Consider the following 25,302-nt stretch of genomic DNA (forward strand, 5'->3'; position numbering starts at 1 on the left):
CCCTAATGCCAGTTAGTTAAGGCTAGCACCGTACCTGTAGCGAGGGAGCAAGCTCGCGCTGGACTGCGCAGCAGGCCCATTGTTTGGGGCCGCTTCGCGGCCCAGCGGGAGCAAGCTCCCTCGCCACAGATGACTCCTCGCTTCTGCTGCTTCTTGGCTGACTGGCATCAGGGCTTGCCCCCGATAACGGTCTACCAGTTAACAGATATGTCGACTGGAACACCGCTATCGGGGGCAAGCCCCCTCCCACATTGGTTGCGCGTCGATATACTGGCCCCCGGTTTGCCCGCCTCGGGCTGCTTAGGGAATATCGACCATGCAATGGATTTTCATGCTGATTGGCCTGGTGCTCGGCTGGACGCTCGATGAGTCGTTCAGCGATGCGGGCATTGGTGCGTTATTGGGGTTGGGCATCGGCCAGGCGATTCGCCTGTCGAAACTGGCGACCCAGGCGGACCAGCAGGCGCAACAGCTGGAAACCACGCAGAAAGCCCTGATAGCCCTGGGCGAGCGCCTGCGGCAACTGGAAGTACCGCTGCCGACCCATAGCGTCGTGGTTGAAGCGCCTACTCCTGAACCTCAACCTCAACCTCAATCTGTCGCCAAGGCCTCCGAGCTTGTCTGGGAGCTGCCGGCTGAAGTGACACCCGTCGCCGTGGTGGCCGAACCGAGCCAGCCGCTGCCGGACACCGTTCGGGTTGCTTCGGCGCGTCCTCAAGCGCCTGCCACCCCCCGCGAGCCCAACCTGATCGAACGCGGCATCAGCGCTGCGCGCAATTGGTTGTTTGGCGGCAACACTGTGCTGCGCGTCGGGGTCGTGCTGTTGTTTCTCGGCCTGGCGTTCCTGCTGCGTTACGCCACCGAAGGCATGGTGGTGCCGGTCGAGCTGCGCTACGCCGGGGTTGGCGCAGCTGCCGTCGGCCTGCTGGGCCTGGGCTGGTGGCTGCGACTGCGCAACCGCCAGTACGGGCTGATGCTGCAAGGCACCGGCATCGCGGTGCTGTACCTCACGGTGTTTGCGGCGATGCGCCTGCACCCGCTGATCGACCCAGGCGCGGCGTTGGGCCTGTTGGTGGCGGTCACGGTGTTCTCGGCGATCCTGGCCGTTACTCAGGATGCGTTGGGCCTGGCCTGCGCCGCGGCGCTCGGTGGTTTCGCGGCACCGATCCTCACGTCGACCGGCGCCGGTAACCATGTCGCATTGTTCAGTTATTTCGCGTTGCTCAACGCCGGCATCCTCGCCATCGCCTGGTTCAAGGCTTGGCGTTTGCTCAATCTCATCGGTTTTGTCGGCACCTTCGGCATTGGCTTTGCCTGGGGCGTGCGCTCCTACACCCCCGAACTGCTGTGGAGCACCGAGCCGTTCCTGATTGTGTTTTTCCTGATGTACCTGGCCATCGGTCTACTGTTTGCTCGGCGCAAATTGCTGGAGGCGGGAAATGCGCCCGAGGACCGTGATGGGTTGCTGCGCTGGTCGGCGGCCAAGGGCGATTATGTCGACGGGAGCCTGCTGTTCGGCCCGCCGCTGGTGGGGTTCGGCTTGCAGTTCGCGCTGGTCCAGCACCTGGAATTTGCCGCCGCCTTCAGCGCGTTGGGCCTTGGCATTATCTATATGGGCCTGGCGCGGTTATTGAGCGGCGGTCGCGCCTTGCTGCTGGCGCAAACCTGTCTGGCGCTGGGCGTGATCTTTGCCAGCCTGGCCATTCCCCTGGGGCTGGACGCGCGCTGGACCGCTGCGGCCTGGGCGGTGGAAGGGGCGGGGATTTTCTGGCTGGGCTTGCGTCAGCAAAGGCCACTGGCGCGGGTGTTTGGCTTGCTGCTGCAGTTGGGTTCGGCGCTGGCGTTCCTCAGCGAGCTGCACCCCGGCGAGCGGACCTTGCTCGACGGCGCGCCATTGGGCGCGCTGCTGCTGGGCGCGGCGCTGCTGTTCAGCTTCCACCATTTGCGCAAGGCGCCGACCGAACAGGCGAGGGAGTGGGAGCGCAACGGGTTGCCGGTGCTGGCGAGCCTGGGCCTGGGCTTTCTATACCTGCTCGCGCCGCTGCTGTTGCTGACCCAAGGCACCGCCATCAGTTGGGCAGTCGCTGGTCTGGTGACGTTGTTTGTTGGCCTGCGCATCGGCTCACGCACCTTCATCTTCACCGCCTTCGCCGTGCAGTTGCTGGGCGGCGCGTTGTTCCTGCTGCGCTTGCGAGGCGGTGAAGGGGCGGCGGTATTCAGTGCGGGCTGGGGCGGTTTAATCACCGCCTCGTTGATCGGCCTGGCCTTGATTGCAGGCATGCTGCTGGCGGCGCGTGACGAAAAGGTGCGCAGTGATGGGCGGCTGTTGCGCGGGCTGTCGGTGGTGTTGCTGGCCGGTCTGGTGTTGATCAACCTGGCCGTACTGTTCGTACTGCCATGGGAAAGCGCCAGCGGCGTATGGGCGGCCAGTGGTTTGTTGATTATCTGGCTGAGCCTGTACCTGCAACAGCGCGTCAGTTTTGTGTTTGGTCTGCTGCTGCAACTGGTTGGCGGCGGGTCGTTCCTGCTCGCCGTGCCGCAGTGGGTCGGGCCGTTGACGGGCGAGGGCTTTAGCCCCTTGGCGCACAGCGGTTTCTGGACGCCGATGGTGCTGGGGCTGGCGGCCTTGGTGGGCGCCTGGCGTTTGCAACGTGAACCCCATGCGCCGCTGTTTGCGTCGCTGAAACTGCAACGCCTGTCCGACCTGTTATTGGTGTGGGGCGCGGCCTGGTGGACGCTGGCTGTGGCGGGCGAAGTGCTGAGGTTTGTTCCCGTCGAGCTGCGCGGCGCTTTCCTGCTGGCCGGCGCGGCGATCAGCGTGGCGATCTGGACGTTGCTGGCCTGGCGGCTGAAGTGGTCGTCACTGGGCCTGTTGTGCACCTTGCTGATGCCGACGGCGAGTGTGGTTTTGCTGCTGAGCGCCCATACCTATTATCACCCGGCGGCGCATTACGGCTGGCTGGCGTGGCCGGCGCTGTTCGCGGTGCATTTCGTTTCACTGCGCTGCTTGGCGGCGGTGGCTCCGCGCAGAGGGCTGGGCATCGCCCATGTGCTGGGCTGCTGGATGTTGCTTGGCCTGTTGGCGCTGGAGCTGCGCTACGGGTTACTGCGCTTTACGGCCGAATACAACGCCTGGCGCTGGCTGGGTTGGGCGATCCTGCCAAGCCTCTACCTTGTGCTGGCCGCCGCGCCGCGCAGGTTTGCGTGGCCGGTGTCGGCGTATGCCAGGGAATACCGCGTATTCGCAGCGCTGCCCCTGGCGGTGCTGATGCTCGGTTGGTTCTGGCTGGCGAATATGTTCAGCGACGGTACGGCCAATCCTTTGCCCTACGTGCCCTTGCTGAACCCGCTGGACCTGGGCCTGCTGTTCGCATTGCTGGGTGTGTATGTGTGGACACGAAGCGTGGCACCGCAACGCGGGCCACATGCCGAGCGGCTCGCCCAAGGCATCGCGGGGCTTTCACTGTTTGCGTTCTTCACCGCGCTGGTGATGCGCACTGCCCACCATCGGGGCGGCGTGCCGTTCCATCTGGATGCGTTGCTCGAATCCATGCTGGTGCAAGCCGGCCTGTCGATCGTCTGGACCCTGGTCGCCCTGGGCCTGATGATCGGCGGCCACCTGCGTCATCGTCGCGAGGTGTGGCTGATCGGCGCGGTATTGATTGCCGTGGTGGTGGCCAAGCTGTTTTTTGTCGAACTGAGCAACCGTGGCGGCCTGGCGCGGATCGTTTCGTTCATCGGCGTTGGCGCATTGTTACTGGTGGTGGGCTACTTCGCGCCACTGCCGCCCAAGCGCGCCGAGCCTGTACTGGAAACTGAAGGAGCAGCCTCTTGATCGGTAAGTTGAGCGTAGTCGTGGTGGGCATCTGTGTGACCTTGTCCGCGTGGGCCCAGGAAACACCCGCCGACTTCAGTACCCAGGTGGCGCTGAGTGTCAGCGGCGACGGCCCCTGGTATCGCCTCGAATTGCCCTTGGCCGTGCAATTGAGCGCCCGTCAGGCCGACCTCAGCGATGTGCGGGTATTTAACGCCGCCGGCGAAGCGCAGGCTTATGCGCTGTCGCGTCAGTCACCCTCGCACACTGAAAGCCGCGATGTGACGCCGGTGAAGTGGTTCCCGCTGTACGCCGCCGACACTCAGGAAAACCTGCCCGGTGTGGTAATGAAAACCACGGCCGAAGGCACGCTGGTTGAAATCAAACCGGCCAGCGCTGCGAAACCCGGCAAGCAGGTCCTGCGTGGCTGGGTGTTGGACGCGAGCGCGATCAAGGCACCGTTGCAACAACTGAGCCTCGACTGGAGCCGCGAACAGGACGGTTTCCAGCGTTTCAGCATCGAAGCCAGCAACGACTTGCAGCACTGGGAAGCCTGGGGTGACGGGCAAGTGGCGCGCCTGTCGTTTGCCGATGAGCGGGTTGAACAGCATGACGTCAGCTTGCCGGGCCAATCAGCGCGTTACCTGCGCCTGGTGTGGCAGGGGCAGGCGGCGCCCCTGCTGACGTCTGCCACGCTGGCGAGTGCGACCCGCAGCAGCCTGCCGTTGCCGCTGGTGTGGTCGCAGCCGCTGGCGGGCGTGCGGCTCACGGCCGGTGAATATAGCTGGCAGTTGCCGACGGGCCTGAATGTCGAGCGCCTGCGTATCGAGCTCAAGCAGCCCAACACCTTGGCACCTGTGACGCTGCTGGGGCGAAGTGATGCCAGGCAGACGTGGCAGCCGTTGAGCAAAGGGTTGTTGTACCGCCTGACCCAGAACGGCAAGGACGTGATGCAGGACCAATTGCAGTTGCCGGGTCAGACGGTCGCTGAGCTGAAACTGCAAGTGGATGAGCGCGGCGGTGGCTTGGGCAGCGAAGCCCCGGCGTTGCGCTTTGCGGTACGCGCCACACAGCTTGTGTTCCTGGCGCGGGGCGAGCCACCGTTCACGCTGGCACTGGGGAACGGGTCGGTCAAGGCGGCCAACCTGCCGCTGTCTACCTTGATTCCCGACTACAACGCTGAGCGTTTCAGCGCACTGGGGCAGGCCAGGCTGGCGGGGGAGGTGGTGCTCAAGCCCGCTGCCGTTGCCGTATCGCCGCCGGTGGGCACCGACTGGAAAAAGCTCGGTCTGTGGGCCGTGTTGCTGCTCGGTGTGGCTGCTCTCGGGGCGATGGCCTACAGCCTGTTGCGCAAACCGCAGGGCCAGCCGTGAACTCTATTGGCGTTAAATCCTCTGATTAGAGGAAATCAGCCCCGACTCGCGCTAAACTGCGCGGGTTTTCAGCCCCCCATTCATCGGAGCCTTCCATGTCCCGCGTTACCTTGAGTCGCTATTTGATCGAGCAGACCCGCAGCAACAACACGCCTGCCGATCTGCGCTTCCTTATCGAAGTGGTGGCGCGTGCCTGCAAGGAAATCAGCCACGCCGTGTCCAAAGGCGCACTGGGCGGTGTCCTGGGCAGCATGGGCACTGAAAACGTGCAGGGCGAAGTGCAGAAGAAACTGGACGTGCTGTCCAACGAAATCCTGCTCGAAGCCAACGAATGGGGCGGTCACCTGGCCGGCATGGCTTCCGAAGAGATGGACAATGCCTACCAGATTCCGGGCAAATACCCTAAAGGCGCGTACCTGCTGGTATTCGACCCACTGGACGGCTCCTCCAACATCGACATCAATGCGCCGGTCGGTACCATCTTCTCGGTACTGCGTTGCCCGAACGAATACCTGAGCCAGAACGAAGCCCTGAACGAAAAGGCCTTCCTGCAGCCTGGCACCGAGCAGGTCGCTGCCGGTTATGCCATCTACGGCCCGCAGACCATGCTGGTGCTGACCCTGGGCGATGGCGTCAAAGGCTTCACCCTGGACCGCGAAATGGGCAGCTTCGTACTCACCCACGAAGACATCTCCATTCCTGCTTCCACTCAGGAATTTGCGATCAACATGTCCAACCAGCGTCACTGGGAAGAACCGGTGAAACGCTACGTCAACGAGTTGATGGAAGGCGAAGAAGGCCCGTTGAAGAAAAACTTCAACATGCGCTGGGTCGCTGCCATGGTTGCCGACGTGCACCGCATCCTGACCCGTGGTGGCCTGTTCATGTACCCACGTGACAGCCGTGAGCCTTCCAAGCCGGGCAAACTGCGCCTGATGTACGAAGCCAACCCGATGTCCTTCCTGGTCGAGCAGGCGGGCGGTGCGTCCACTGACGGCCACCAGCGCATCCTCGACATCCAGCCCGAAGGCCTGCACCAGCGTGTGGCGGTGTTCCTGGGTTCGAAGGAAGAGGTTGAGCGTGTGACGGCGTATCACAAGAAGTAACTGTGGCGAGAAAGCTTGCTCCCGCTCGGGTGCGTAGCGCCCGCAAGGTTTTCAGGGCTGCTTTGCAGCCCAGCGGTAGCAAGCTGCCTCGCCACGTTCAAAGCAGTTAGCTTTGAGCGATGAGAAGCCCCGAAACGTTTCAGCGTTTTCGGGGCTTTTTTGTTTTCGCTCGTCGGGAACCAGACACCTCTTTTCCCTTCTAAGCTTCTGGCAGATACCCCAGCTGCTTTGTCTCTCCAGGAGCTTTTCCATGTCTTTACGCCGTCTCGCCCTGCTGGCTTTTTGCGTGCTGTTAGCCGCTTGCAGCAAGGTCAACCAAGAAAACTACCAGAAACTGTCGGCCGGTATGGCCAAGGCCGAGGTAGAGTCGTTGCTGGGCAAGCCAACCGATTGTTCCGGCGCACTGGGCATGTCCAGCTGCACCTGGGGCGATAAAAACAGCTTTATCAGCGTGCAGTACGCCGGTGACAAAGTTCTGATGTTTTCCGGGCAAGGCCTGAAGTAAACCGGGGCGCGAGCCTGCGGGAGAAGAAGAATGATGCGTTTTGTTGTGTTCCTTTGCGCCAGCCTGTTTTTGGCAGGCTGCGCCAGCCATTCTGGCGATGATCTGCAACCCAAGACCGCGAGCAACGTCAACCTCAAGCGTTACCAGGGTACCTGGTACGAGTTGGCCCGTTTGCCGATGTACTTCCAGCGCAACTGCGCACAATCCGAAGCGCGCTACACCTTGCTGCCCGATGGCGACATGTCGGTGTTCAACCGCTGCCTGACGCCTGAGTGGAAATGGCAGGAAGCCAAAGGCACGGCCACGCCACAGGTGCCGGGCAAGACCGACAAGCTCTGGGTCGAATTCGATAACTGGTTTACGTCGCTACTGCCGGGCGTCGCCAAGGGCGATTATTGGGTGCTGTATGTCAGCGATGACTACAAGACAGCCATCGTCGGCAGCCCGAGCCGACGTTATATGTGGATCCTGTCGCGCACGCCGACGGTAAGCGCCGATACCCGTGAAGACCTGCTGAGCCGAGCGCGACAGCAGGGGTATGACACCACTCGTTTGATCTGGCGCACGTCGGACAAGCAGATGGCCAAGACTTCGCAGTAACGGGATCACCCTAAATCCAAATGTGGGAGGGGGCTTGCCCCCGAGAGCGGTGTGTCAGTATCAGATGTACTGACTGACACACTGCTATCGGGGGCAAGCCCCCTCCCACATTTTCTAACCGAGTAGGTCTTTCAAGACCTGGGTGAATGCCCGGCTGCTGTCTTGCTCAGCTGCGTGATGCCCATCGCGCACCACCCACTTGCCGTTGACCAGCACGTCGCGCACTTGCCGATCACCGCCGGCAAACAACCAGCGGTTGAGGATCCCGTCCTCGCTGGCCGTCGCCAGGTACGGATCGTTACCGTCCAGCACTATCCAATCCGCGCGCTTGCCCACTTCCAAACGTCCCACCGGCTGGCCCAAGGCCTGTGCGCCACCGTCCAGCGCTGCATCGAACAGTGTGCGGCCCACCATCGGCTGATCATTGCGATACAGACGATTGCGCCGCTGATCGCGCAGACGCTGGCCGTATTCCAGCCAACGCAATTCTTCCACCACGCTCAATGACACATGGCTGTCGGACCCAATGCCCATGCGTCCACCCTGGGCAAGAAAATCCACGGCCGGGAAAATCCCGTCGCCCAGGTTGGCCTCGGTGGTCAGGCACAAACCGGCAATCGCGCGGCTTTTGGCCATGCGCGTCACTTCGTCGGCATCGGCGTGCGTGGCGTGTACCAGGCACCAGCGCTCATCCACATCAACGTTGTCATACAGCCATTGCAACGGGCGTTTGCCGCTCCAGGCCAGGCAGTCGTCGACTTCTTTTTGCTGTTCGGCAATGTGGATGTGCACCGGACACGCCTTATCGCTGGCGGCCAGCACTTCCTTGATCTGCTCGGGTGTGACCGCGCGCAGGGAGTGGAAACACAGGCCCAACCGCTGCGCAGGTTGTGCGGCAAGCAGCGGCTGCAAGCGTGCCTGCAACTCCAGATAGTTTTCGGTGCTGTTGATAAACCGGCGCTGCCCGTCGTTGGGCGCCTGGCCACCGAAACCCGAATGCGTGTAAAGCACCGGCAGCAACGTCAAGCCGATTCCGCTGCTGGCGGCGGCCTGGCTGATCTGTTGCGACAGCTCCGTGCGGTCGGCGTAGGGCTGGCCGCTGACGTCGTGGTGCACATAATGAAACTCGGCCACCGAGGTGTAGCCGGCCTTGAGCATCTCGATGTACAGCTGGCGGGCGATGACCTGCAACTGCTCCGGGTTGATCTTGCCGACCATGCGGTACATCAGGTCACGCCAGGTCCAGAAGCTGTCGTTCGGATTGCCCGCCACTTCCGCCAACCCCGCCATCGCGCGCTGGAACGCGTGGGAGTGCAGGTTAGGCATACCGGCCAATACCGGACCTCTGAGCCGTTCGGCGCCGTCTGCGCTGGCGTTGGCCGCAACCTGTGTCAGCACCCCATCGGCGCTGACTTCAAGACGTACATCATTGGCCCATCCATCAGGCAGCAGCGCGCGTTCGGCAAAGAAAGCGGACATGATCAAGGCACCCCGGTCGTGTGTTTATTTGTATATACATATACAGACGTTTGCCTGCTCGGTAAACTCCGGCAATCTATGCATCTTTTCCCCCTGCAAGGATTCCCTGTGCCGACTCCGCCTGCCAAGTCTTCGCTGGCTGCCCACATGGACGAAAGTCCGGCGCCCTTGTATGCCCGCGTCAAACAGATGATCAGCCAGCAGATCCTCAACGGCAACTGGCCGCCCCATTACCGCGTACCGTCGGAGAGTGAACTGGTCAGCCAGCTGGGCTTCAGCCGCATGACCATCAACCGCGCGCTGCGCGAGCTCACCGCTGAAGGCTTGTTGGTGCGCATGCAAGGCGTCGGTACGTTCGTCGCCGAGCCCAAGAGTCAATCGGCGCTGTTTGAAGTGCACAACATTGCCGATGAGATCGCCTCCCGTGGCCATCGACACACCTGCCAGGTGATTACCCTGGGCGAAGAAGCGGCCGGCTCGGAACGGGCCGTCGCGCTGGAAATGCGCGAAGGTGGGCGGGTGTTCCACTCGCTGATCGTGCATTTCGAAAACGACATTCCGGTGCAGATCGAAGACCGGTTCGTCAACGCCCTGGTTGCGCCGGAATACCTGCAGCAGGACTTTACCCAGCAAACGCCCTACGCCTACCTCAACCAGGTCGCACCGCTGACCGAGGGCGAGCATGTGGTTGAAGCGATCCTCGCCGATGCCGCCGAGTGCAAGCTGTTGCAGATCGAGCCGAGCGAGCCGTGCCTGTTGATTCGCCGGCGCACCTGGTCTGGTCGCCAGCCGGTGACAGCCGCACGCCTGATTCACCCCGGTTCCCGGCACAGCCTTGAAGGACGCTTCAGCAAATGAGTTCAGTCAACGTCTGGCGCGCCGCCGGCTACGTGCGCATGCCGTGGAAGAACGGCGGCGGCAGTACCGAAGAAATCACCCGTGACGCGGGCACCGGCCTGGACGGTTTCGGCTGGCGTCTGTCGATTGCCGATATCGCCGAGTCAGGTGGTTTTTCCACCTTCGCCGGTTACCAGCGCGTGATTACAGTCATCAAGGGCGCGGGCATGGTGTTGACCGTGGATGGCGAGGAGCAGCGTGGTTTGTTACCGCTGCAACCCTTCGCATTCAAGGGTGACAGCCAGGTGTCATGCCGCTTGATCACCGGGCCGATCCGCGATTTCAACCTGATCTATTCGCCTGAGCGTTATCACGCACGGTTGCAGTGGATGGATGGCGTGCAGCAGTTTTTCAGCACGGCGCAGACCGTGTTGGTGTTCAGCGTGGCCGATGAAGTGAAAGTGCTGGACCAGAAACTCGGTCATCACGACTGCCTGCAGGTGGACGGTAACACCGGCCTGCTGGACATCTCGGTCAGCGGCCGCTGCTGCGTCATCGAACTGACCCAGCGCGGTTAAACCTGTGGGAGGGGGCTTGCTCCCGATAGCGGTGGATCAGTCAGTACAGCTGTGACTGATACACCGTAATCGGGGGCAAGCCCCCTCCCACATTTGTTTTGTGTTGTTCTTAGAGTCTGTTTCCAAGGCGCGCACCAACTTGTTACCGAATGCCCCAGTGCGGCGCAACGCTACGCTGTCGTGACAAACCTCCCACGCTGTAAAAACTCCTTTGTAAGAAATTTCATCATCCGTCGAAGCCTTAATTTTCGAGGCTCGCACGTGCTTTCCAAAAAAATTCGAACACGCGCTTAGCAAGTTGGCCGCTCGATTGCATATGCTTGTACATACAAGTAAAGATGTGTGCGTAAGACCTTTCTTTGCACCATCAGTGTCCGCGCATCGATCGCCGAGGAGTCCTAGCTGTGACCAAGCCTACAAAATACCGTGACGTCGAAATCCGCGCCGCCCGCGGTAACAAGCTCACCGCCAAAAGCTGGCTGACTGAAGCGCCGCTGCGCATGCTGATGAACAACCTCGACCCGCAAGTGGCCGAGAACCCGAAAGAGCTGGTGGTGTACGGCGGTATCGGCCGTGCCGCGCGCAACTGGGAGTGCTACGACCAGATCGTCGAGAGCCTTACCAATCTCAATGATGATGAAACCCTGCTGGTGCAATCCGGCAAGCCGGTGGGCGTGTTCAAGACCCACAGCAATGCGCCGCGCGTACTGATCGCCAACTCCAACCTGGTGCCGCACTGGGCCAGTTGGGAACACTTCAATGAACTGGATGCCAAGGGCCTGGCCATGTACGGCCAGATGACCGCTGGCAGCTGGATCTACATCGGCAGCCAGGGCATCGTGCAGGGCACTTACGAAACCTTCGTCGAAGCCGGCCGCCAGCATTACAACAGCGACCTCACTGGCCGCTGGGTGCTCACCGCAGGCCTGGGCGGTATGGGTGGCGCGCAGCCACTGGCCGCAACCCTGGCGGGCGCTTGCTCGCTGAACATCGAATGCCAGCAGGTCAGCATCGACTTCCGCCTGAACAGCCGCTACGTCGACGAGCAGGCCACCGACCTCGATGACGCCCTGGCGCGCATCGCCAAGTACACCCAGGAAGGCAAGGCGATCTCCATCGCGCTGCTGGGTAACGCGGCCGAAATCCTGCCGGAACTGGTCAAACGTGGCGTGCGCCCGGACATGGTCACCGACCAGACCAGCGCCCATGACCCGCTCAACGGCTACCTGCCGGCCGGCTGGACCTGGGACGAGTACCGCGCCCGCGCCAAGACCGAACCCGCCGCCGTGATCAAGGCCGCCAAGCAGTCGATGGCCGTGCACGTCAAAGCCATGCTCGAGTTCCAGAAGCAAGGCATCCCGACCTTCGACTACGGTAACAACATCCGCCAGATGGCCCAGGAAGAGGGCGTGGAAAACGCCTTCGATTTCCCTGGCTTCGTACCGGCCTACATTCGCCCGCTGTTCTGCCGTGGCATCGGCCCGTTCCGCTGGGCTGCGCTGTCGGGCGACCCGCAAGACATCTACAAGACTGACGCCAAAGTCAAAGAGCTGATCCCCGACGACGCCCACTTGCACAACTGGTTGGACATGGCGCGTGAGCGCATCAGCTTCCAGGGTTTGCCGGCGCGTATCTGCTGGGTGGGCCTGGGCCAGCGCGCCAAGCTCGGCCTGGCGTTCAACGAAATGGTGCGCAGCGGCGAGCTGTCCGCCCCGGTGGTTATCGGCCGCGATCACCTCGATTCCGGCTCGGTAGCCAGCCCGAACCGTGAAACCGAAGCCATGCAGGACGGCTCCGACGCCGTGTCCGACTGGCCGCTGCTCAACGCCTTGCTCAACACCGCGAGCGGCGCGACCTGGGTTTCGCTGCACCACGGCGGCGGCGTGGGCATGGGCTTCTCCCAGCACTCGGGCATGGTGATCGTGTGTGACGGTACCGACGAAGCGGCCGAGCGCATTGCGCGGGTGCTGCATAACGACCCGGCGACGGGGGTGATGCGTCATGCGGATGCCGGTTATCAGATCGCTATCGATTGCGCCAAGGAACAGGGCCTCAACCTGCCAATGATCAAGTAATGAATGTGGGAGGGGGCTTGCTCCCGATGGCGGTGTATCAGCTAAAAGATCAGTGACTGATCCGCCGCTATCGGGGGCAAGCCCCCTCCCACATTGGAGCGGCGGCGAACCCAAGACAATCCATCAGAGGTTGAACACCCATGGCTGCAAACGACACCACCCCGTTGATTGAAAGGCGTTCGATCGACTACATCCCGGAAGCGGAAAGACACGGTCGTCTATTGAGCCAGTTCACCCTGTGGCTGGGTGCCAACCTGCAGATCACCGCCATTGTCACCGGGGCCCTGGCCGTGGTGCTGGGCGGGGATGTGTTCTGGTCGTTGATCGGTCTGTTGATCGGTCAATTGCTGGGCGGCGGGGTGATGGCGTTGCACGCGGCGCAGGGGCCCAAGCTTGGCCTGCCGCAGATGATTTCCAGCCGGGTGCAGTTCGGCGTGTATGGCGCGGCCATCCCGATCGTGCTGGTGTGCCTGATGTACCTGGGTTTCACCGCAACCGGCACGGTATTGTCCGGGCAGGCGCTGGGCCAGTTGTTCGGGGTCAGCGACAGCGTCGGCATCCTGATTTTCGCCAGTGTCATCGTGCTGGTCACGGTGCTCGGTTATCGGGTGATCCACTTCATTGGTCGCGTCGCCAGCGTCATTGGCGTGATCGCCTTCGTCTACCTGTTCAGTCGCTTGATGGGCCAGGCTGACATTGGCGCACTGCTGCAGATCCGCCATTTCAGCTGGAGCAGCTTCTTGCTCGCGGTCTCGCTGGCGGCTTCCTGGCAGATCGCGTTCGGGCCCTATGTGGCGGACTACTCGCGTTACTTGCCGAGCAGCACCTCCTCGGTGAAAACCTTTCTGGCCGCTGGCGCAGGCTCGGTCATCGGCGCGCAGGTGGCGATGATTCTCGGTGTGTTTGCCGCCGCCATGGCCAACGGGCAATTCGCCGGGCACGAAGTGGCCTACATCGTCGGCCTGAGCGGCAGCGGCGCCGCGGCCGCGTTGCTGTACTTCAGCATCGCGTTCGGCAAGGTCACAATTTCCACGCTGAACTCCTACGGCAGCTTCATGTGCATTGCCACCATCATCAGCGGCTTCCAGGGTCACCTGCGGGTATCGCGCCTGCAGCGCCTGCTGTTCGTACTGGCGATCGTCGGCACGGCCACCCTGATCGCACTGCTCGGCCAGCACTCGTTCCTGGGCGCGTTCAAGTCGTTCATCCTGTTCCTGCTGGCGTTCTTCACGCCCTGGAGCGCGATCAACCTGGTGGATTACTACTGCATCACACGCGAGCGCTATGACGTGCCGGCGCTGGCTGACCCCAAGGGTCGCTATGGCCGCTGGAACCCTCTGGGCATCAGCGTCTATGTGTTCGGTGTGCTGGTGCAACTGCCTTTCATCTCCACCAAGTTTTATACCGGCCCATTGGTGGAAACCCTGGGTGGCGTGGACATCTCCTGGATCATCGGCCTGGTGTTGCCGGCGGCCCTGTATTACCTGTGCGCGAAAAAATGGCACGGCACGATGCCCAATCAACTGATCCTGCCGGTCGAGCAGGACAGCGTTGTACCCACGCAAACAAGCGGGACCGGTCGCGCTGCGGCGCAGGCCTGACGGGACGTGGACAAGGCAGGATGCCTTTTGACTGCCGTAATCCATTTCATGATTGGGAGCGTCACACAATGAAAATGCATAAGACTCTGCTGACCCCGCTGCTTTGCGCTGGCTTGCTGGCAAGCGCCGGCGCCCAGGCGGCCGGCTGGTGCGAATCCGGTAAGCCGGTGAAGTTCGCCGGGCTGAATTGGGAAAGCGGCATGTTGCTCACCGACATCCTGCAAACCGTGCTGGAAAAAGGCTACGACTGCAAAACCGACAGCCTGCCGGGTAACTCCATCACCATGGAAAACGCCCTGAGCAGCAACGACATCCAGGTGTTCGCCGAAGAGTGGGTCGGGCGCAGCGAGGTCTGGAACAAGGCCGAGAAGGCCGGCAAGGTCGTCGGCGTCGGCGCCCCTGTCGTGGGCGCCATCGAAGGCTGGTACGTGCCGCGCTACGTGATCGAAGGCGATGCCAAGCGCAAGCTGGAAGCCAAGGCCCCGGACCTGAAAAATATTGCGGACCTGGCCAAGTACGCCGCGGTGTTCAAGGACCAGGAAGAACCCTCCAAGGGCCGCTTCTACAACTGCCCGGCCGGCTGGACCTGTGAACTGGACAACAGCGAAATGCTGAAAAGCTACGGCCTGGAAAGCAGCTACACCAACTTCCGCCCCGGTACCGGCCCGGCGCTGGATGCTGCGGTGCTGTCGAGCTACAAGCGCGGCGAGCCGATCCTGTTCTACTACTGGTCGCCGACGCCGCTGATGGGCCAGGTCGACCTGGTCAAGCTCGAAGAAAAACCGGGCGTGGATAAAAGCGTGAGCATCAAGGTCGGCCTGTCCAAGACCTTCCACGAGCAAGCGCCGGAACTGGTAGCCGTGCTGGAAAAGGTCAATCTGCCCATCGACCTGCTGAATCAGAACCTTGGCCGCATGGCCAAAGAGCGAATCGAGTCGCCGAAACTGGCGAAAATTTTCCTCAAGGAACATCCTGAAGTCTGGCACGCCTGGGTGAGCGACGACGCAGCCAAGAAAATCGACGCGGCCTTGTAGGTCAAGCGTGTCCGGCTACCCTCAGGGGCAGCCGGACGCCTGGCCTCAACCCATTGGATCGAGAGCACGCTATGTTTCCTGAGAGTTTTACGTTTTCCATCGCCGACTGGGTCAACGGTTGGGTGGACTCGCTGGTCACCAACTACGGCGACGTGTTCCGGCACATTTCCGACACCCTGCTATGGGCCATCGTCAACCTGGAAGGCCTGCTGCGCGCCGCTCCCTGGTGGCTGATGCTGGCCATCGTTGGGGTCATCGCCTGGCACGCCACCCGCAAGGTGGTGACCACGGTCGTGATCGTCGGTTTGCTGTTCCTCGTCGGCGCGGTTGGCCTGTGGGACAAACTGATGCAGACCCTGGCGCTGATGATGGTCGCCACGGTGATCTCGGTGCTGATCGGCATCCCGTTGGGCATCCTTTCCGCGCGCAGCAATCGCTTGCGTTCGGTGCTGATGCCGTTGCTCGACATCATGCAAACCATGCCCAGCTTCGTGTATCTGATCCCGGTGCTGATGCTGTTCGGCCTGGGCAAGGTACCGGCGATTTTCGCCACGGTGATTTACGCCGCGCCGCCGCTGATTCGCCTGACTGACCTGGGCATCCGCCAGGTCGACGGCGAAGTCATGGAGGCCATCAACGCCTTCGGCGCCAACCGCTGGCAGCAGCTGTTCGGCGTGCAACTGCCGTTGGCGCTGCCCAGCATCATGGCGGGTATCAACCAGACCACCATGATGGCGTTGTCGATGGTGGTGATCGCCTCGATGATCGGCGCCCGTGGCTTGGGTGAAGACGTGCTCGTCGGCATCCAGACCCTCAACGTCGGCCGCGGCCTCGAAGCCGGGCTGGCGATCGTGATTCTCGCCGTGGTCATCGACCGCATTACCCAGGCCTATGGTCGTCCACGGCATGAGGCGAGCAAATGACTACCGTCAGCAAAATCGAAGTCAAAAACGTGTTCAAGATCTTCGGCAACCGCTCCAAGGATGCGCTGGCGCTGATTGGCCAGGGCAAGACCAAGGACCAGGTGCTGGCCGAGACCGGTTGCGTGGTGGGCGTGAACGACCTGTCGCTGAGCATCGCCACCGGTGAGATTTTCGTGATCATGGGCCTGTCGGGCTCCGGCAAATCCACCCTGGTGCGTCACTTCAACCGCCTGATCGACCCCACCAGCGGCGCGATCCTGGTCGACGGTGAAGACATCCTGCAACTGGACATGGAAGCCCTGCGCCAATTTCGCCGCCACAAAATCAGCATGGTGTTCCAGAGCTTTGGCCTGTTGCCCCACAAGAGCGTGCTCGACAACGTCGCCTATGGCCTGAAGGTGCGCGGCGAAACCAGGCAGGTCTGCGCCGAGCGTGCCCTGCACTGGATCGAAACCGTGGGCCTGAAGGGCTATGAAAACAAATACCCGCACCAGCTCTCCGGCGGCATGCGCCAGCGCGTCGGCCTGGCCCGCGCGTTGGCGGCGGACACCGACATCATCCTGATGGACGAAGCGTTCAGCGCCCTTGACCCGCTGATTCGCGCCGAGATGCAGGACCAGTTGCTCGAACTGCAAAAGACCCTGCACAAGACCATCGTGTTCATCACCCACGACCTCGACGAGGCGGTGCGCATTGGTAACCGCATTGCGATTCTCAAGGATGGCAAGTTGATCCAGGTCGGCACGCCGCGCGAGATTCTGCATTCGCCGGCGGATGAGTATGTGGACCGGTTCGTTCAGCGGCGGGCGGCGGTGGTCTGATTCGGATGTTGTGGTAAGGCTGCCGGCCTCATCGGGGGCAAGCCCCCTCCCACCTTTGAAGGTGTTCACAGTTCAAAATGTGGGAGGGGGCTTGCCCCCGATAGGGCCGGTAAAGCTGCACAAAAATTAAAGAAGGTACACAGATGCCCCAGGCAACACCCATCATCATCGCCGACGTTCCACTGCGCTGGCGGGACATAGTCGCCGTCGCTCGCCACGGCGCAGTGCTCGAACTCTCGGGCCACGCCTGGGCGCGCATCGACAATGCCCAGGCCATCGTGCAGTGCATCGTCGCCAGCGGGGAGCGCGCCTATGGCGTGAACACCGGCCTGGGCGCGCTGTGCAATGTTTCGCTCAAGGGCGAACAACTGAGCCAGTTGTCGCGCAACACCTTGCTGAGCCACGCCTGCGGTGTCGGCCCTGCGTTGAGCGACGAGCAGACCCGCGCGATCATCTGCGCCGCCATCATCAACTACAGCCACGGCAAATCCGGCCTGCACCCCCAAGTGGTACAGGCGCTGCTGGCGCTGCTCAACCACGGCATCACGCCCCAGGTACCGTCCCAGGGTTCGGTCGGTTACCTGACCCACATGGCCCATGTCGGCGTGGCGCTGCTTGGCGTGGGCAATGTCAGCTATCGCGGCCAGGTTGTGCCGGCGCAAGTGGCGCTGGCTGCCGAAGGTTTGCAGCCGGTGGTGCTCGGCGCCAAGGATGGCCTGTGCCTGGTCAACGGTACGCCGTGCATGACTGGCCTGAGCTGCCTGGCCCTGGCCGATGCGCACCACTTGCTGGAATGGGCCGACGTGATCGGTGCCATGAGCTTCGAAGCCCAGCGCGGCCAGATCGATGCGTTCGACGCAGAGATCATCGCCCTCAAGCCCCATGCGGGCATGCAGCAGGTCGGTCGGCATCTGCGTGCCTTGCTCGACGGCAGTGAGGTGATCGCCAGCAGCCACGGCATTCGCACCCAGGACGCCTTGAGCCTGCGCTCGATCCCGCAGATCCACGGCGCGGCGCGTGATCAGCTGGAGCACGCTACCCGTCAGATCGAGACCGAACTCAACAGCGTCACGGACAACCCGCTGGTGCTCGGTACCCCGGAGCATTACCGCGTGGTGTCCCAGGCCAACCCCCACGGGCAGTCGGTGGCGCTGGCCGCCGACCTGCTCGCCATCGCCATGGCCGAAATCGGCTCGGTGGCCGAACGCCGCCTGGACCGCCTGATCAACCCGCACGTCAGCGGCCTGCCGGCGTTCCTGGTGAGCAACCCCGGGGTCAACTCCGGAATGATGATCGTGCAGTACGTCGCTGCGTCGTTGTGCGGGCAGAACCGCCAATTGGCGCAACCGGCGGTGCTCGACAATTTCGTCACCTCGGGCCTGCAGGAAGACCACCTGAGCATGGGCACCAACGCCGCGCTCAAGCTGCACCAGGTACTGACCAACGTTACCCAGATTCTGGCCATCGAATACTTGCTGGCAGCCCAGGCGTTCGAGTTCCTCAAGAGCCAGCGCTTCGGCGTCGGCACCGACCGCGCCTGGCGCTTGCTGCGCGAGAAGGTACCGGCCTATGAGCAGGACCGCTGGCTGGCGCCGGACATCGCGGCGGCGGCCGAGCTGCTCAAGCACACCGCAACACCGAACGTGCACTGAATACCTATTCAAAAAGAACAATTCACAAGGAGAACGAATGTGACTGCGCTAAACCTGATTCCAGGCCAACTGAGCCTCGCCCAACTGCGGGCCATCTACCAGCAGCCGGTAACCCTCAGTCTGGATGACAGCGCCACGGCGCAGATCGACGCCAGTGTGGCCTGTGTGGAACAGATTCTCGCCGAGAACCGCACCGCGTATGGCATCAACACCGGTTTCGGCCTGCTGGCCTCGACCCGTATCGCAAGTGTTGACCTGGAAAACCTCCAGCGTTCACTGGTGCTGTCCCACGCCGCCGGTGTGGGTGATCCGATCAGCGATGCGCTGGTGCGGCTGGTCATGGTGCTCAAGGTCAACAGCCTGAGCCGTGGGTTCTCCGGGATCCGTCGGCAAGTGATCGACGCGCTGATCGCCCTGATCAACGCCGAGGTGTATCCGCATATTCCGCTCAAGGGCTCGGTCGGTGCCTCCGGTGACCTGGCGCCGCTGGCCCATATGTCCCTGGTGCTGCTCGGTGAAGGCAAGGCGCGTTACAAGGGTGAGTGGCTCTCGGCAACCGAAGCGCTGAAAGTGGCTGGCCTCACGCCGCTGACCCTCGCCGCCAAGGAAGGCCTGGCCCTGCTCAACGGCACCCAGGTGTCCACCGCCTATGCCTTGCGCGGCCTGTTCGAAGGTGAAGACCTGTTTGCCGGCGCCCTCGCCTGCGGTGCCCTGACCGTGGAAGCGGTGCTCGGCTCGCGCTCGCCCTTCGACGCACGGATTCATGCCGCACGCGGCCAGCGTGGGCAGATCGATGCGGCGGCGGCCTATCGTGACCTGCTCGGCGAAAGCAGCCAGGTGTCCCAGTCGCACCAGAACTGCGACAAGGTGCAAGACCCGTACTCCCTGCGCTGCCAGCCGCAAGTGATGGGGGCCTGCCTGACCCAGTTCCGCCAGGCCGCTGAAGTGCTGGTGGTGGAAGCCAACGCGGTGTCGGATAACCCGCTGGTGTTCGCCGCTGAAGGCGATGTGATTTCCGGCGGTAACTTCCACGCCGAGCCTGTGGCCATGGCCGCAGACAACATGGCCCTGGCCATCGCCGAAATCGGCTCGCTCAGTGAGCGCCGTATCTCGTTGATGATGGACAAGCACATGTCGCAATTACCACCATTCCTGGTGGGCAATGGCGGGGTCAACTCCGGTTTCATGATCGCCCAGGTGACAGCCGCGGCGCTCGCCAGCGAGAACAAGGCACTGGCCCACCCCCACAGCGTCGACAGCCTGCCAACGTCGGCCAACCAGGAAGACCACGTGTCGATGGCCCCGGCTGCGGGCAAGCGCCTGTGGGAAATGGCCGAGAACACCCGGGGTGTGCTCGCGGTGGAGTGGCTCGCCGCCTGCCAGGGCTTGGACCTGCGCGACGGCCTGAAAACCTCGGCGAAGCTGGAAAAAGCCCGTGGGCTGCTGCGCGACAAGGTAGCGTTCTACGAGAAAGACCGCTTCTTCGCCCCGGACATCAACGCCGCCAGCGAACTGCTCGCCAGCCGCTGCCTGAATGAGCTGGTGCCGGCCAAGCTGTTGCCGAGTCTGTAACTGATTCGAAGGACGGATCCCTGTGGCGAGGGAGCTTGCTCCCGCTCGAGTGCGAAGCGCTCGTAGTTTCTCGGGGCTGCTGCGCAGCCCAGCGCGAGCAAGCTCGCTCGCTCGCCACAGAGCCCGTGATTCGCTGCTTTGAATTTTCTCAGGATAAAAATAATAGGGACGAGAAATGCACCAGCAAGAAACAGGTTTGAAACGCGGGCTCAACGCCCGACATATTCGCTTCATGGCCCTCGGTTCCGCGATCGGTACCGGGCTGTTCTATGGCTCCGCCTCAGCCATCCAGATGGCCGGCCCCGCTGTGCTGCTGGCCTACCTGATCGGCGGCGCCGCTGTATTCATGGTGATGCGCGCCCTCGGCGAGATGGCTGTGCACAACCCCGTGTCCGGCTCGTTCGGCCAGTACGCCGGCACCTACCTGGGGCCCATGGCCGGGTTTATCCTCGGCTGGACCTACGCCTTTGAAATGATCATCGTCTGCCTCGCCGACGTCACCGCGTTCGGCATCTATATGGGCTTCTGGTTTCCCGAGGTGGCGCGTTGGGTCTGGGTGCTCGGCATTGTGTTTCTGATCGGCGGCCTGAACCTGTGCAACGTCAAAGTGTTTGGCGAGATGGAGTTCTGGCTGTCGCTGCTCAAGGTCGGGGCGATTGTCGCGATGATCCTCGGCGGTTTCGGCATCATGCTCTTCGGTATTCATTCGGCCGGTGAAACCCAGGCCGCTGGTTTGAGCAATCTGTGGGCGCACGGCGGTTTCATGCCCAACGGCATTGGCGGCCTGATCGCATCCTTCGCCGTGGTGATGTTTGCCTTCGGTGGCATCGAAATCATCGGCATCACCGCCGGCGAAGCCAAGGACCCGCAGCGCGTGATCCCCAAGGCGATCAACGCCGTGCCGCTGCGCATCCTGCTGTTCTACGTGCTGACCCTGTTCGTGCTGATGGCGATCTACCCATGGCCGCAGATCGGCAGCCAGGGCAGCCCGTTCGTGCAGATCTTCAGTAACCTGGGTATCGGCTCGGCGGCGACCATCCTCAATATCGTGGTGATCTCGGCGGCGGTTTCGGCCATCAACAGCGACATCTTTGGCGCCGGTCGCATGATGTACGGCCTGGCCCAGCAAGGGCAGGCGCCCAAGGGCTTCGCGCAGTTGTCCAGGCACGGCGTGCCGTGGATGACCGTGCTGGTGATGGGCGCCGCGTTGCTGGGCGGTGTGGTGCTCAACTACCTGATCCCGGAAAACGTGTTCCTGCTGATCGCGTCGATCGCTACCTTCGCCACCGTGTGGGTGTGGCTGATGATCCTGTTTACCCAGGTCGCCATGCGCCGCTCGATGACCAAGGCGCAGGTGGCCGAACTGAAATTCCCGGTACCGTTCTGGCCCTATGCACCGGCTGCGGCCATCGTGTTCATGCTGTTCGTGTTTGGCGTGCTCGGTTACTTCCCTGACACCCAGGCGGCCTTGATGGTCGGTGCGGTCTGGATCGTGCTGCTGGTCGTTGCCTACCTGCTGTGGGTCAAACCCGCTGCAGGGCAAGCGGCCAAGGTCCATTACGAACCGGCTTTGTCTCATCGATAACTTAGGGAGGCGTTAATGAAAACCCTTTGGCAACACTGCCACGTCGCAACCATGGCTCATGGCAAATACTCGATCATCGAGGACGCGGCCATAGTCACCGCCGGTTCGCTCATCGAGTGGATCGGCCCGCGCAGCCAGGTGCCGACGGCGGACTATGCCCAGGTGCATGACCTGCAAGGCGCGTGGGTCACCCCCGGGCTGATCGATTGCCACACCCACACGGTGTTCGGCGGTAACCGCAGCGGCGAATTCGAGCAGCGTCTGGAAGGCGTCAGCTATGCGGACATCGCGGCCAAGGGCGGCGGGATTGCCAGCACCGTGCGCGCTACCCGTGCGGCGACCGAAGATGAATTGTTCCTCAGCGCCGAAAAGCGCCTGCGCAGCCTGTTGTGCGACGGCGTGACCACGGTGGAGATCAAGTCCGGCTACGGCCTGGACCTGGCCAACGAGCGCAAGATGCTGCGCGTGGCGCGGCGCCTCGGGCAAGCGCTGCCGGTAAGCGTGCGCGCCACCTGCCTGGCGGCCCATGCGTTACCGCCGGAGTACCAGGACCGCGCGGATGACTACATCGAGCACATCTGCAGCGAGATGCTGCCGACCCTGGCGGCAGAGGGGCTGGTGGACGCGGTGGATGCCTTCTGTGAATACCTGGCGTTTTCTACCGAGCAGGTGGAGCGCGTGTTCAAGGTCGCCCAAAAACTCGGCCTGCCGGTGAAACTGCACGCCGAGCAATTGTCTTCCCTGCATGGCTCCAGCCTGGCGGCGCGCTACCACGCGTTGTCGGCGGACCATCTGGAGTTCATGACCGAAGAAGACGCCATCGCCATGGCCGCTGCCGGCACCGTCGCCGTGTTGCTGCCGGGCGCTTTCTACTTCCTGCGCGAAACCCAGTTGCCGCCGATGGAGGCCCTGCGCAAGCACGGCGTGAAGATAGCGATCGCCAGCGACCTCAACCCCGGCACCTCACCGGCCCTGTCGGTGCGCCTGATGCTGAACATGGCCTGCACCCTGTTCCGCATGACCCCGGAAGAGGTCCTGGCCGGCGCCACGCAACATGCGGCCACTGCGCTGGGCATGGGCGATACCCATGGCTCCCTGGAAGTGGGCAAGGTCGCGGATTTTGTCGCCTGGCAGATCGATCGTCCTGCCGACCTGGCCTATTGGCTGGGCGGCGAGCTGGATAAACGCGTCGTACGCCATGGCGTCGACGTCACTGTATAAGGAGTCGCGTTGTGGATAAGGTTCTGACATTCAAACAAGGCAACACACCGCTGCTGATCAGCATGCCCCACGCCGGCCTGCGGCTGACGCCTGCGGTGCAGGCCGGGTTGATCCCCGAAGCGCAAAGCCTGCCGGACACCGACTGGCACATCCCGACCCTGTACGATTTTGCCGAAGAACTCGGCGCCAGTACCCTGGCGGCGGAGTATTCGCGGTTTGTCATCGACCTGAACCGGCCGTCGGATAACAAGCCGCTCTACGCGGGTGCCACCACCGGTCTGTACCCGGAAACGCTGTTCGATGGCGTGCCGTTGTTCCGCGAAGGGCAGACACCGTCCGAAGCCGAGCGCGCGAGCTACCTGCAGAAAATCTGGGGGCCGTATCACCGCACACTGCAGGAGGAGCTTGCCCGCCTCAAAGCCGAGTTCGGCTACGCGTTGCTGTTCGACGCCCATTCGATCCGCTCGGTAATCCCGCATCTGTTCGACGGCAAGTTGCCGGACTTCAACCTCGGCACCTTCAACGGCGCCGCGTGTGATCCAGGCCTGGCCAGCCAGCTCGAAGCCATCTGCGCCCAACACCCGCAGTACACTCATGTATTGGACGGACGCTTCAAGGGCGGCCATATCACCCGGCACTACGGTGACCCGGCCCAGGATATTCATGCGGTGCAGTTGGAGTTGTGCCAGAGCACTTATATGGAAGAGTTCGAGCCGTTCCGGTACCGCCCCGACCTCGCGGAGCCGACGCAGGGAGTGTTGAAACAATTGCTGCAAGCTCTGCTGGCGTGGGGGCAAACGCATTATCGATAAAGGCTGACCCCGGTCTACGCGCTCAAGGACATGCTCATTGCACAATTCGGGTTTATGATGCCAGACGGCAGAATAATAGACGTCCCCCCAGGGATGAACCCGACACCCTACGGAGCGCGCAATGCAGACTTGGTACCCGCAGATCAAACCCTACGCCCGGCACGATCTGGCAGTCGATGATGTTCACACCCTGTACGTCGATGAAAGCGGCTCCCCCGAGGGCCTGCCTGTGGTGTTCATCCATGGCGGCCCCGGCTCCGGTTGCGACGCGCAGAGCCGTTGCTACTTCGATCCGAACCTGTACCGCATCGTCACCTTTGACCAACGCGGTTGCGGGCGCTCCACGCCCCGCGCCAGTCTGGAAAACAACACCACCTGGGACCTGGTCGCCGACCTTGAGCGCATCCGCGAGCACCTGGGTATCGACAAATGGGTGCTGTTCGGCGGCTCCTGGGGTTCGACACTGTCCCTGGCGTATGCGCAGACCCACCCCGAGCGTGTGCATGGCTTGATCGTGCGCGGCATCTTCCTGGCCCGCCCGCAGGACATCAAATGGTTCTACCAGGAGGGCGCGAGCCGCCTGTTCCCGGATTACTGGCAGGACTACCTGGCGCCGATTCCTATGGAGGAGCGTCACGACATGATCGCGGCCTATCACAGGCGCCTCACCGGCAACGACCAGATCGCCCAGATGCACGCGGCCAAGGCCTGGTCCGGTTGGGAAGGGCGCATGCTCGGCCTGTGCCCGAGCCCGCAGCACGTCGAGCGCTTCTCCGAGCCGCAGCGTGCGCTGTCGATTGCCCGCATCGAGTGTCATTACTTCACCAATGACTCGTTCCTTGAGCCCAACCAGCTGATTCGCGACATGCACAAGATCGCCCATCTGCCTGGGGTCATCATCCACGGCCGCTACGATATGATCTGCACGCTGGATAACGCCTGGGAGCTGCATCAGGCCTGGCCGAACAGCGAATTACAGGTCATCCGCGAGGCCGGGCATGCCGCGTCCGAGCCTGGCATTACCGATGCGCTGGTACGCGCAACCGGCGAAATGGCACGGCGCCTGCTTGATTTACCGCCTGAAGAAGCATGAAGGGCCTGTTGCAGCGGGTGCGAGGCGCCCGAGTCGAGGTGGCCGGCGAGGTTGTCGGGGCCATTGAGCAGGGTTTGCTGGTGCTGGTGGCCGTCGAGCCTTCAGATACGCGCGAGAGCGCCGATAAACTGCTGCATAAGCTGCTTAACTATCGGGTGTTCAGCGACGATGAAGGCAAGATGAACCTGTCGTTGAAAGACATCGGCGGCGGTTTGCTGCTGGTGTCGCAGTTCACCCTGGCGGCGGACACCAAAAGCGGGCTGCGGCCAAGCTTCTCCACAGCGGCCCCACCGGCCCTGGGAGCGGCGCTGTTTGATCACTTGTTGTTACAAGCGCAACAATTGCATGGCAAGGTGGCGTCTGGGCGTTTTGGCGCGGATATGCAGGTGCATTTGGTCAATGATGGCCCCGTGACCTTCCTCTTGCAGACCTGAATGTATGAAAAACGACGTTAATGCCTAAAAACGCAGGGTTTCGCTACAAATACTTCGTTGTCCCTGATGCGTTGTCTCGCGGGCTACTAGATAATCGCGCGCTACGGGGATCAGCGTTGTTTGGTCCATTTTTGACTTAGGTAGAGACTTGTCCGATAGCCAGTGGGGAATCATTTTGCCCCTGGGG

20 protein-coding genes are annotated in these 25,302 nt (G+C 62.4%); 19 read left to right on the plus strand and 1 reads right to left on the minus strand.

The window, feature by feature from the left end; translation table 11 throughout:
- The first annotated feature begins 316 nt into the window (after positions 1-316).
- The 5 genes from SC318_RS01880 (at position 317) to SC318_RS01900 (ending at position 7,398) form a co-directional block, all read left to right on the plus strand.
- Positions 317-3,835: a DUF2339 domain-containing protein gene (locus SC318_RS01880; RefSeq protein ID WP_320429415.1), complete on the plus strand. Its 3,519-nt coding sequence runs from the start codon at positions 317-319 to the stop codon at positions 3,833-3,835.
- Positions 3,835-5,187: a DUF3999 domain-containing protein gene (locus SC318_RS01885; RefSeq protein ID WP_320431178.1), complete on the plus strand. Its 1,353-nt coding sequence runs from the start codon at positions 3,835-3,837 to the stop codon at positions 5,185-5,187. The genes SC318_RS01880 and SC318_RS01885 overlap by 1 nt, the downstream gene beginning before the upstream one ends.
- A gap of 95 nt (positions 5,188-5,282) precedes the next feature.
- Positions 5,283-6,293 carry a class 1 fructose-bisphosphatase gene (locus tag SC318_RS01890; protein WP_003187818.1) on the plus strand — a complete coding sequence of 337 codons (1,011 nt, stop codon included), beginning with the start codon at positions 5,283-5,285 and terminating at the stop codon, positions 6,291-6,293.
- 250 nt (positions 6,294-6,543) lie between these two features.
- The gene (locus SC318_RS01895) at positions 6,544-6,798 is read left to right on the plus strand and encodes a lipoprotein (protein ID WP_033897714.1); all 255 of its coding nucleotides are present in this window, start codon (positions 6,544-6,546) and stop codon (positions 6,796-6,798) included.
- Positions 6,799-6,828: 30 nt separating this feature from the next.
- Positions 6,829-7,398, plus strand: a complete 570-nt coding sequence (locus tag SC318_RS01900) for a lipocalin family protein (protein WP_124360872.1) — start codon at positions 6,829-6,831, stop codon at positions 7,396-7,398.
- A 114-nt stretch (positions 7,399-7,512) separates the two neighbouring features.
- On the opposite strand, the gene SC318_RS01905 is transcribed toward SC318_RS01900, so the two are convergent.
- The gene (locus SC318_RS01905) at positions 7,513-8,877 is read right to left on the minus strand and encodes a formimidoylglutamate deiminase (RefSeq protein ID WP_320429417.1); all 1,365 of its coding nucleotides are present in this window, start codon (positions 8,875-8,877) and stop codon (positions 7,513-7,515) included.
- A gap of 147 nt (positions 8,878-9,024) precedes the next feature.
- On the opposite strand from SC318_RS01905, the gene hutC reads away from it, so the two are divergent.
- The 14 genes from hutC (at position 9,025) to dtd (ending at position 25,115) form a co-directional block, all read left to right on the plus strand.
- On the plus strand, positions 9,025-9,735 hold the full coding sequence (gene hutC, locus SC318_RS01910; protein ID WP_173668614.1) for a histidine utilization transcriptional repressor HutC: 711 nt from the start codon (positions 9,025-9,027) through the stop codon (positions 9,733-9,735).
- Positions 9,732-10,292 carry a HutD/Ves family protein gene (locus SC318_RS01915; RefSeq protein ID WP_320429418.1) on the plus strand — a complete coding sequence of 187 codons (561 nt, stop codon included), beginning with the start codon at positions 9,732-9,734 and terminating at the stop codon, positions 10,290-10,292. Before hutC ends, SC318_RS01915 begins: the two co-directional genes overlap by 4 nt.
- A 404-nt stretch (positions 10,293-10,696) precedes the next feature.
- Positions 10,697-12,367: a urocanate hydratase gene (hutU, locus tag SC318_RS01920; RefSeq protein ID WP_320429419.1), complete on the plus strand. Its 1,671-nt coding sequence runs from the start codon at positions 10,697-10,699 to the stop codon at positions 12,365-12,367.
- A 140-nt stretch (positions 12,368-12,507) separates the two neighbouring features.
- The gene (locus SC318_RS01925) at positions 12,508-13,968 is read left to right on the plus strand and encodes a purine-cytosine permease family protein (protein WP_320429420.1); all 1,461 of its coding nucleotides are present in this window, start codon (positions 12,508-12,510) and stop codon (positions 13,966-13,968) included.
- A 68-nt stretch (positions 13,969-14,036) separates the two neighbouring features.
- Positions 14,037-15,002: an ABC transporter substrate-binding protein gene (locus tag SC318_RS01930; RefSeq protein ID WP_320429421.1), complete on the plus strand. Its 966-nt coding sequence runs from the start codon at positions 14,037-14,039 to the stop codon at positions 15,000-15,002.
- Between the two features lie 71 nt (positions 15,003-15,073).
- Entirely contained in the window at positions 15,074-15,925 is an 852-nt protein-coding gene (locus tag SC318_RS01935; RefSeq protein ID WP_057724462.1) for an ABC transporter permease, read from the plus strand.
- Entirely contained in the window at positions 15,922-16,746 is an 825-nt protein-coding gene (locus tag SC318_RS01940) for a quaternary amine ABC transporter ATP-binding protein (protein WP_320429422.1), read from the plus strand. Before SC318_RS01935 ends, SC318_RS01940 begins: the two co-directional genes overlap by 4 nt.
- A gap of 143 nt (positions 16,747-16,889) precedes the next feature.
- Positions 16,890-18,398, plus strand: a complete 1,509-nt coding sequence (locus tag SC318_RS01945) for an HAL/PAL/TAL family ammonia-lyase (protein ID WP_320429423.1) — start codon at positions 16,890-16,892, stop codon at positions 18,396-18,398.
- Between the two features lie 39 nt (positions 18,399-18,437).
- Positions 18,438-19,970 (plus strand): histidine ammonia-lyase, encoded by a 1,533-nt coding sequence (gene hutH / locus SC318_RS01950; RefSeq protein WP_320429424.1) that lies wholly within the window; start codon positions 18,438-18,440, stop codon positions 19,968-19,970.
- 175 nt (positions 19,971-20,145) lie between these two features.
- The gene (locus tag SC318_RS01955; RefSeq protein WP_320429425.1) at positions 20,146-21,555 is read left to right on the plus strand and encodes an L-histidine transporter HutT; all 1,410 of its coding nucleotides are present in this window, start codon (positions 20,146-20,148) and stop codon (positions 21,553-21,555) included.
- Between the two features lie 15 nt (positions 21,556-21,570).
- A complete protein-coding gene (gene hutI, locus SC318_RS01960) occupies positions 21,571-22,776 on the plus strand; it encodes an imidazolonepropionase (RefSeq protein WP_320429426.1) in 1,206 nt (401 codons plus the stop codon).
- Between the two features lie 11 nt (positions 22,777-22,787).
- The gene (hutG, locus tag SC318_RS01965) at positions 22,788-23,588 is read left to right on the plus strand and encodes an N-formylglutamate deformylase (protein WP_320429427.1); all 801 of its coding nucleotides are present in this window, start codon (positions 22,788-22,790) and stop codon (positions 23,586-23,588) included.
- 121 nt (positions 23,589-23,709) lie between these two features.
- Entirely contained in the window at positions 23,710-24,681 is a 972-nt protein-coding gene (pip, locus tag SC318_RS01970) for a prolyl aminopeptidase (RefSeq protein WP_320429428.1), read from the plus strand.
- Positions 24,678-25,115 carry a D-aminoacyl-tRNA deacylase gene (gene dtd, locus SC318_RS01975; RefSeq protein ID WP_320429429.1) on the plus strand — a complete coding sequence of 146 codons (438 nt, stop codon included), beginning with the start codon at positions 24,678-24,680 and terminating at the stop codon, positions 25,113-25,115. The genes pip and dtd overlap by 4 nt, the downstream gene beginning before the upstream one ends.
- Positions 25,116-25,302: the final 187 nt, after the last annotated feature.

It is taken from the genome of Pseudomonas sp. MUP55, assembly GCF_034043515.1.
Taxonomy (GTDB): domain Bacteria; phylum Pseudomonadota; class Gammaproteobacteria; order Pseudomonadales; family Pseudomonadaceae; genus Aquipseudomonas.

Excerpts from the sequence above, each read along its gene's own strand:
- dtd (WP_320429429.1), top strand. The coding sequence starts at position 24,678 with ATGAAGGGCCTGTTGCAGCGGGTGCGAGGCGCCCGAGTCGAGGTGGCC.
- SC318_RS01895 (WP_033897714.1), top strand. The coding sequence starts at position 6,544 with ATGTCTTTACGCCGTCTCGCCCTGCTGGCTTTTTGCGTGCTGTTAGCC.
- SC318_RS01935 (WP_057724462.1), top strand. The coding sequence starts at position 15,074 with ATGTTTCCTGAGAGTTTTACGTTTTCCATCGCCGACTGGGTCAACGGT.
- hutI (WP_320429426.1), top strand. The coding sequence starts at position 21,571 with ATGAAAACCCTTTGGCAACACTGCCACGTCGCAACCATGGCTCATGGC.
- SC318_RS01880 (WP_320429415.1), top strand. The coding sequence starts at position 317 with ATGCAATGGATTTTCATGCTGATTGGCCTGGTGCTCGGCTGGACGCTC.
- SC318_RS01925 (WP_320429420.1), top strand. The coding sequence starts at position 12,508 with ATGGCTGCAAACGACACCACCCCGTTGATTGAAAGGCGTTCGATCGAC.
- SC318_RS01940 (WP_320429422.1), top strand. The coding sequence starts at position 15,922 with ATGACTACCGTCAGCAAAATCGAAGTCAAAAACGTGTTCAAGATCTTC.
- SC318_RS01955 (WP_320429425.1), top strand. The coding sequence starts at position 20,146 with ATGCACCAGCAAGAAACAGGTTTGAAACGCGGGCTCAACGCCCGACAT.
- SC318_RS01905 (WP_320429417.1), bottom strand. The coding sequence starts at position 8,877 with ATGTCCGCTTTCTTTGCCGAACGCGCGCTGCTGCCTGATGGATGGGCC.
- SC318_RS01890 (WP_003187818.1), top strand. The coding sequence starts at position 5,283 with ATGTCCCGCGTTACCTTGAGTCGCTATTTGATCGAGCAGACCCGCAGC.
- pip (WP_320429428.1), top strand. The coding sequence starts at position 23,710 with ATGCAGACTTGGTACCCGCAGATCAAACCCTACGCCCGGCACGATCTG.
- SC318_RS01915 (WP_320429418.1), top strand. The coding sequence starts at position 9,732 with ATGAGTTCAGTCAACGTCTGGCGCGCCGCCGGCTACGTGCGCATGCCG.
- SC318_RS01930 (WP_320429421.1), top strand. The coding sequence starts at position 14,037 with ATGAAAATGCATAAGACTCTGCTGACCCCGCTGCTTTGCGCTGGCTTG.
- SC318_RS01945 (WP_320429423.1), top strand. The coding sequence starts at position 16,890 with ATGCCCCAGGCAACACCCATCATCATCGCCGACGTTCCACTGCGCTGG.
- hutC (WP_173668614.1), top strand. The coding sequence starts at position 9,025 with ATGGACGAAAGTCCGGCGCCCTTGTATGCCCGCGTCAAACAGATGATC.
- SC318_RS01900 (WP_124360872.1), top strand. The coding sequence starts at position 6,829 with ATGATGCGTTTTGTTGTGTTCCTTTGCGCCAGCCTGTTTTTGGCAGGC.